The sequence below is a fragment of the Phenylobacterium sp. genome (assembly GCF_046291545.1).
Taxonomy (GTDB): domain Bacteria; phylum Pseudomonadota; class Alphaproteobacteria; order Caulobacterales; family Caulobacteraceae; genus Phenylobacterium.
Window position 1 is genome coordinate 22,245 of record NZ_JBKBSM010000019.1, and the last position, 7,269, is coordinate 29,513.

At 71.2% G+C, this 7,269-nt stretch carries 6 protein-coding genes; all 6 read right to left on the reverse strand.

Annotated elements, in window-relative coordinates; genetic code table 11:
* Nucleotides 1-73 precede the first annotated feature (73 nt).
* Nucleotides 74-1,447: a sigma-54 interaction domain-containing protein gene (locus ACK4YQ_RS18985; protein WP_409613710.1), complete on the reverse strand. Its 1,374-nt coding sequence runs from the start codon at nt 1,445-1,447 to the stop codon at nt 74-76.
* A gap of 26 nt (nt 1,448-1,473) precedes the next feature.
* Nucleotides 1,474-1,809 (reverse strand): flagellar motor switch protein FliN, encoded by a 336-nt coding sequence (fliN, locus tag ACK4YQ_RS18990; RefSeq protein ID WP_409613713.1) that lies wholly within the window; start codon nt 1,807-1,809, stop codon nt 1,474-1,476.
* Nucleotides 1,810-1,819: 10 nt separating this feature from the next.
* Nucleotides 1,820-2,467 (reverse strand): flagellar assembly protein FliH, encoded by a 648-nt coding sequence (locus ACK4YQ_RS18995; RefSeq protein WP_409613716.1) that lies wholly within the window; start codon nt 2,465-2,467, stop codon nt 1,820-1,822.
* Nucleotides 2,467-3,495, reverse strand: coding sequence for a flagellar motor switch protein FliG (fliG, locus tag ACK4YQ_RS19000; RefSeq protein ID WP_409613719.1), 1,029 nt, complete (start codon nt 3,493-3,495; stop codon nt 2,467-2,469). Before fliG ends, ACK4YQ_RS18995 begins: the two co-directional genes overlap by 1 nt.
* Nucleotides 3,492-5,126 (reverse strand): flagellar basal-body MS-ring/collar protein FliF, encoded by a 1,635-nt coding sequence (fliF, locus tag ACK4YQ_RS19005; protein ID WP_409613722.1) that lies wholly within the window; start codon nt 5,124-5,126, stop codon nt 3,492-3,494. The genes fliG and fliF overlap by 4 nt, the downstream gene beginning before the upstream one ends.
* A gap of 158 nt (nt 5,127-5,284) precedes the next feature.
* On the reverse strand, nt 5,285-7,269 hold a 1,985-nt coding region (locus ACK4YQ_RS19010), incomplete at its 5' end, for a serine hydrolase domain-containing protein (protein ID WP_409613725.1).

The following is a 7,269-nucleotide window of genomic DNA, read 5'->3' on the forward strand; positions in this document are numbered from 1 at the left end:
GGCGCGCCGGAGCCGCCGGCGATCCGCTGGTGGGTGAGCTGGGCGTCGGACATGCTGGGGCGTTCCTAGGCGATCAGGCGGCGCTGGCGCCCATGGCGCCCTGGGGCGGGGGCACGGCGACGCCCGCGTCGGAGTATTCCTTCAGCTTGTTGCGCAGGGTGCGGATCGAGATCCCCAGGATGGTCGCCGCATGGGTGCGGTTGCCCAGGCAATGGCTGAGGGTGTCCAGGATCAGCTGCTGCTCCATCGCCGCCACGGTCTGGCCGACGAAGGCCCGGCTGGCGGTCTCGGCGGCCTGATAGGCGGCCTGGGCGGCGCGGGCGCCGGGGTCCACCGCCGCCAGGGGCTGGCCGTCAGGCAGGCGGATGGCGTTCTCCTCGACCTCGGGGCCGCTGGAGAGCAGCACGGCGCGATGGATCGCATTTTCCAGTTCGCGCACGTTGCCCGGCCAGGCGTGGCCGGCGAGGCGGCGCTTGGCCTCCTCGGAGATCGGCTTGTTGGCCAGGCCGTTGGCCGCGGCGTACTTGCGGGCGAAGTGCTCGGCCAGGGCCACCACGTCGCCCGGCCGCTCGCGCAGGGGCGGCAGGCGCAGGTTCACGACGTTCAGGCGATAGAGCAGGTCCTCGCGGAAGGTCCCGTCGCGCACCGCCTGGGCCAGGTCGCGGTTGGAGGTGGCCAGGATGCGGATGTCCACCTTGACCGGCTTGGCGCCGCCCACCCGGTCGATCTCGCGTTCCTGGATGGCGCGCAGCAGCTTGGCCTGCAGGCGCGCGTCCATCTCCGAAATTTCGTCCAGCAGCAGGGTGCCGCCATTGGCCTCCTCGAACTTGCCGATCCGGCGGGCCACGGCGCCGGTGAAGGCGCCCTTCTCGTGGCCGAACAGTTCGCTCTCCAGGAGGTTGTCGGGGATGGCCGCGCAGTTCACCGAGATGAACGGACGGGCGGCCCGACGGGACTTCTGGTGGATGTAGCGGGCGACCACCTCCTTGCCGACGCCGCTTTCGCCGGTGATCAGGATGGACGCGTCGGACGGGGCGACCTGGTCGGCCAGGGCGATCACCGACTGCATGGCCGCGTCGCGCACCACCATCGGGCGGTTCTCGTCGGAGACGGCCGCCAGCACCGCGGCGATCAGCTCGGCCTCGGGGGGCAGGGGGATGAACTCCTTGGCCCCGGCCCGGATCGCGTCCGCCGCCTTCTTCGGATCAGCCGCGACGCCGCAGGCCACCACCGGCACGTTGATCCGCTCGGCCTCGTTGGCCCGGATCAGCCCGGCGATGTCGAGTTCGTAGTCCACCAGCAGCAGGTCCGCGCCCTGGCCGGCGCGCAGCGCGTGGGTGGCGGCCGCGATGGAATCCACGTGGCTCACCTTGGCGCCCGCGCTCATCGCCATCTTCACGGCGGTGGCGAGCTGCCCGTTCAATTGTCCGACGACCAGAAGCCGCATGATTGTCCTCCTCTACGCAGGCGCCGTCAGGCGCTCGCGTCGCCGTCCTTGATGATTTCGGTCATGGTCACGCCCAGGCGGTCGTCGACGATGACGACCTCGCCGCGCGCGACCAGGCGGTTGTTCACATAGATGTCGATGGCCTCGCCGACCTTGCGGTCCAGCTCCAGCACGCTGCCCTGGCCGAGCTGGAGGAGCTGGGCGACCGACATGTTGGAGCGCCCGAGCACGGCCGAGATGTTGACCGGCACGTCGAACACGGGCGCCAGGTCGGTGGCCGACTTCTCGCCGGCCTCGATCGCCTCGCCCAGGCTGGGGCCGTCGGGGGCGAACTCGTCGAGCTTGAATTCGTTGTCGGACATGGTCGGCCTTTCAGTTGTCGCCGCCGCGGACGAGGGGTTCGGCGTGCAGGCCCTCGGCGGCCAGCGCCGCCGTCAGGGCCGCGGCCACGCGTTCGGCCGCCGCCTGGGGATCGAAGCTCGCCGCGCCGTCGCCGAAATCGAGGGTGAAGCCGGCGTTCAGGCTCATGTGCGGGCGCACCTGGATCTGGCCGGGATAGCCGATCGCCTGGGCGGTCTCGGCCAGGGCCTTGGCCGCGCCGTCGGCGAGGTCCGGCGGGCAGGTGACCACCAGGCGCGGAGCGGTCTCGATCTCGCGGGCCAGGGCCTCCACCGCGGCCTGCAGCGGGGCGAGGGGAAACCTGTCCAGCGCCACGTCGGCGATCGCCCGGCCGCAGGCCAGGGCCAGGCCGGCCGAACCGGTGCGGTGCTCGTGCGCCACCTCGGCCAGCACCGGCAGGGCCTGGCGGCAGGAATCGGCGATCGAAGCCAGAGCCTGGGCCTGCAGCGCCTGCATGCTGCGCAGGGCCGCCCGCTCGCCCTCGGCGTAGGCCTGGGCGCGGATCTGTTCGACTTCCTCGGCGGGGAACAGCCGCTTGGGCCGCACCGGCGCCGAGGCCACGTCGCCGGCCCCGTCGAAGACGGTGTCGAAGGCGAACTTGCGGGGAGAAGACTGGGTCATCAGTAGATCAGCTCATCGTCGCCGCCGGCGCCGGCCAGCATGATTTCGCCCTTGGCGGCCAGGTCCTTGGCGACCTGGACCATGGCCATCTGGGCCTGGTCGACGTCGCGCAGACGGACCGGGCCCATGGTCTCCATGTCCTCGCGCATGATCTTGGCGGCCCGCTCGGACATGTTGGAGAAGAACATCTCGCGCAGGGCGTCCGAGGCGCCCTTGAGCGCCAGGGCCAGCTGGTCCTTCTCCACCGCGCGCAGGAGGGTCTGGACGCCGCCCGGGTCGAGCTTGCCGAGGTCCTCGAAGACGAACATCAGGGCCCGGATGCGCTCGGCGCTCTCGCGGTTGCGCTCCTCCAGGGCGGCGATGAAGCGCGCCTCGGTCTGCCGGTCGAAGGAGTTGAAGATGTCCGCCATCATCTCATGGCTGTCGCGCTTGGAGGTGCGCGCCAGGTTGGACATGAACTCGATGCGCAGGGTCTGCTCGATCTTGTCCAGGATCTCGCGCTGCACCGGCTCCATGCGCAGCATGCGCATGACGCACTCCAGGGCGAAGTCCTCGGGCAGGGCGGCGAGCACGCGGGCGGCGTGGTCCGACTTCACCTTGGACAGCACGACGGCGACGGTCTGCGGGTATTCGTTCTTCAGGTAGTTGGCGAGGACCGCCTCGTTCACGTTGCCCAGCTTGTCCCACATGGTCCGACCCGCCGGACCGCGGATCTCCTCCATGAGGGCCTCGACCTTGTCGGGCGGCATGATCGCCGACAGCAGGCGCTGGGTCTGTTCGAAAGAGCCCATGATCGCGCCGGCCCCTGACAGGCCGGCGATGAACTCGACCATCAGGTCCTCGACCGCGCTCGAGGCGACGTTGCCGAGGCTGGCCATGGCCTGGGAGATCTCCTTGATCTCCTCGTCGTCCAGCGCCGACCAGATGGTGGCGTGCTCCTCGCCCAGCGCCAGCAGGATCACCGCGGCCTTCTCGGGCCCGGTGAGCTTGGAGGCGTCGGTTATGGCCTTTCCCTTGCGCCCGCTCATGCCGTGTCATGCAGCCAGGTGCGAACGATCGACACCGACTCCTCCGGATGACGTTCAACGAATTCGGCGACGCGCTTGACCGAGGAGGCCTTCACCTGGCCCTCGATGCGGGCGATGTCGATCTTCTGCTCCAGCGGCTCGCCGGCGGGGCCGATCACGGCCAGGCTGTCGCCGCCGCCGTCGCTCATCTGCGCGTGGACCAGGTCGGCGCCGCCGACGCGGGCCTGGCCGAGGGGGGCGGGCACGCCGCCGCCGGGGCCCGTGGCGCTCTTGATCAGCGGGCGGACCACGAAGAACACCATCAGGATCGCCACCAGGGCCAGGATGCCCAGCTCGACGGCCCGCATGATGTCGTTCTTGTCGAAGCCCATCAGCGGATTGGTGGCGGTCACCCCTTCGCCGGCGCCCGTGTCCAGGCTGGGGAAGCGCACGTTCACCACCGTCACCTGGTCGCCCCGGTCGGCGTTGAAGCCGACGGCCGCGCGCACCAGCTGCTCGATGCGCTGCATTTCCTCGGCGCTGCGCGGCGTGTAGGCGCCGGGCTTGCCGTCCTCGCCGGGCGCGGTGACGCCGTCCACGGCCACGGCCACCGACAGGCGCTTCAGCTGGCCGGGCTCCTGCACCTCGGTGCGGGTGGTGCGCGAGATCTCGTAGTTGGTGGTCGATTCGGTGCGGCCGCTGGCGGAACCATTGGCTCCGCCCTCGAAGTTGCCCTGGCCGCCGGGGATGTTGGCCGACACCGAGGTCGTGCCGTTGCCGTCCGGCTGGTTCTCGCGGGCGCTCTCCTCGACGGTCTGCTCGGAGCGGACCACCTGGCCGTCGGGGTCGAAGGTCTCTTCCTGCAGCGTCACCCGCGACAGGTCCAGGTCGGCCGTGACGTTGACCCGCGCCTTGCCCGGGCCGACCACGCCTTCGACGAGGGCGCGCACGGTCTTGGCGATGCGCTGCTCGACGTCGGACTTGCGGCCGTCGGCGGCGGCCTCGGTTCCGCTTTCGCCGGAGAGGGTCTTGGCGTGCTGGTCGACGATGGTCACCCGGTCCGGCTTCAGGTTCGGCACGGCGCCGGCGACCAGGTTCTGGATCGCGCGGACCTGTTCGGCGGTCGGCTCGCGGCCGCCGACCCCCAGGGTGACGGAGGCGGACGGCGGCTCGGCCTCGTCCTCGAAGAGCTGGCGCTTGGGCAGCACCAGGTGGACGCGCACGAAGGTGATGCCTTCCAGGCTGCGGATCGTGCGGGCGAGCTCGCCCTCCAGGGCGCGCTGCTGGTTCAGTTGCTGGACGAAATCGGTCTGCCCCAGGGCGTTGGATTCGTCGAAGATCTCGTAGCCGACGGAGCCGGAGGTCGGCAGGCCCTTGCCCGACAGCATCAGGCGGGTGGAGGCGACCTCGTCGCGCGGCACCAGGATCGAGGAGCCGTCGCCCTTGACCTCGTACTTCACCCCGGCCTGGTCCAGCGCCTGGGTGATCGAGCCGGCTTCCTTGAGGTCCAGGTTCGAATAGAGCAGCGCCTTGGGCTCGCCCAGGTTCATCGTCAGGGCGACGAGGGCGGCGGCCACGCCGGCGCCGATACCGAGGATGGCCGCCAGCCGGCCGATGCCGAACCTTTGCAGTGCGGCGACAAACTGATTCAAGGCGGTCCGCCCCCCCGATACGCGTGGGGAGCCGACCTGTGGCGCCCGCCGCTAGGCAGGTTTTACCCACCTCATGGTAAACGGGCGGTTTAAGGATCGGCAAAAAGCGCCGCCTTGGGCGCTGCATACTGACGCGGCGCGGCCAAGGCCGGCCGCCGTCAGCCGCCCCAGGGGGCGAGAACGCCCCAAAGGGCGAGGACCAGCGAAAACGCCGAATAGACCGCGACCGTCAGCGTGAAGGCGAGCTTGCGCAGGGGCGACCAGCTATCGACCCGCCGGCCGCCGCGCCACACCGCCGGCAGCAGCACCAGCGTCAGGAGCGTGAGCACCGCGGCCACCAGGGCGCAGGCAGAGGCGATGACCAGCTCGCCGCCCGGCCAGCCGTACATGATCTTCGCCACGTCGGAGGCCTTGGCGGCCCAGACCGCGAACAGGACGAGGGCGGTGAGCCACAGGGCGGCCTGGGTGTTCTGAATCACGCTGGCGCGCCCCTGGACCGAAGTCTCGCGGTGTTCGCGGCGGTTGCGCAGGACCACGCCGGCCAGGGTCGCGGCCGCGGCGATCCCCGACAGGATGGCCAGGGTCGCCAGCACCTGCGGGCGCATCCAGAAGCCGGCGCGCTCGAAGGCCTGGGCGTTCATGCCGGTGAGGAAGCCGGTCGCGCGGCCGTCGCTGATTCGGAACGCCAGCCGCTCGCCGCCGCGGGCGGCGACGAACTGGCCCTGGGCCGGATCGCCGACGGGAGCGAAGGCCTCGACCCCCTGGCTGGTCGCCACGACCAGCCGCCCGTCGCCGTTGACCTGGACCGAGGCGCCGGCCAGCAGCAGGCCGACGAACTTCTCCAGGCCGCCGTAGGCCCGGCGCGTGCCGAGGTAGTAGCCCTTGAAGGTGGAGGCGCGCTCCTTTAGCGCCGGGGAGCCGGGCCGCGGGAACACCTGGGGCGCGGCGTAGAACTCCTGCACCACCTGGGCCGGCAGGGTCTCGGCCAGCCGCCCGCCCGTGTCGGTGTTGGTGCTGACGAAGACGCCGGTCCGAAGCGCCGGGACCACCACCATGTTGGACATGAACGAGAGCGTCGCCCCGGCGTGGCCGTAGCCCTTCAGCCCGCCCGGCAGGTCATAGGCGATGAAGCCGTGCCTCCAGCCGTTGACGCCCTCGGGGGTGCGCCGGATCGGCGTGCGGAAAGCCTGGGCGGCCTTGGGCCCGTAGATCGTCACGCCGTCCAGCGAGCCCTCGCCGAGCAGCAGCAGCATGTAGCGGGCCATGTCGGCGGCGGTGGACGAAGCCGAGCCGGCGGGTGCGACCTGGCCGATGTATTCGAAGTCGCGCTCGGCGAAGCCGCCGGGCGTCCAATGGTAGGCGTCCGACAGGTCCTCGGCCAGGGCCGGGGCCATGGGGGCCGGCAGCCCCGACTTCGGCGGGTGCGGCTCGCGGAAGGTGGTGCGGTTCAGCCCCAGGGGCCGCAGGATCTCGTCCTCGATCAGGCGCTCGAACGGCTTGCCCGACACATAGCTCAGCGCCTGGCCGGCGAGGGCGACGCTGTAGTTGGAGTAGCTGGCGACCGCCCCCGGCTGGTGCACGCGCCGCGGCCGTTCCTGGCGCAGGTAGTCGGCGGTGGGGCGAACGCGCTCGAAGCGGCGCTCGAACAGATGGCCCAGCGCCCGGTCCTCGAAGCCGGCCGAATGGTCCATCAGGTTGATCACCCGCACCGGGGTGCGGAAGCCCTGGTCGCGGATCTGCAGGCGTTCGGGCAGGTAGAGGTTCACCGGGGCGTCGATCCGGATGCGGCCGGCCTCCACCTCCTTCATCAGGGCGATCCAGGTGAAGGTCTTGGAGATCGAGCCGATGCGGAAGAGGGTCCGGTCCGGATCGACCCGGCGCTCGGGCGCGAGGCTGGCGAAGCCGTAGCCCTTCTTCAGGACGATCTGGCCGTCCTGCACCACCGAAACCGTCACGCCGGCGATGTGGTCGCGGGCCATGGCGTTCTTGACGACGCCGTCGACGAAGGCCTCCAGCTCGGCCGGCGGCAGGGCCTCGGCGCGGCCCAGGCGGGCCCCGGTCGGCGTGGTGGGCAGGCCCGGCACGACGGGCGTCGCCCCGGGCGCCGCCGCAGGGGCGGCCGTGGCGCTGGCGGCGGCGGCCC

Bases quoted from the DNA above. Each gene is read 5' to 3' on its own strand.
- ACK4YQ_RS18985 (WP_409613710.1), bottom strand. From the start codon at position 1,447: ATGCGGCTTCTGGTCGTCGGACAATTGAACGGGCAGCTCGCCACCGCC.
- fliN (WP_409613713.1), bottom strand. From the start codon at position 1,809: ATGTCCGACAACGAATTCAAGCTCGACGAGTTCGCCCCCGACGGCCCC.
- ACK4YQ_RS18995 (WP_409613716.1), bottom strand. From the start codon at position 2,467: ATGACCCAGTCTTCTCCCCGCAAGTTCGCCTTCGACACCGTCTTCGAC.
- fliG (WP_409613719.1), bottom strand. From the start codon at position 3,495: ATGAGCGGGCGCAAGGGAAAGGCCATAACCGACGCCTCCAAGCTCACC.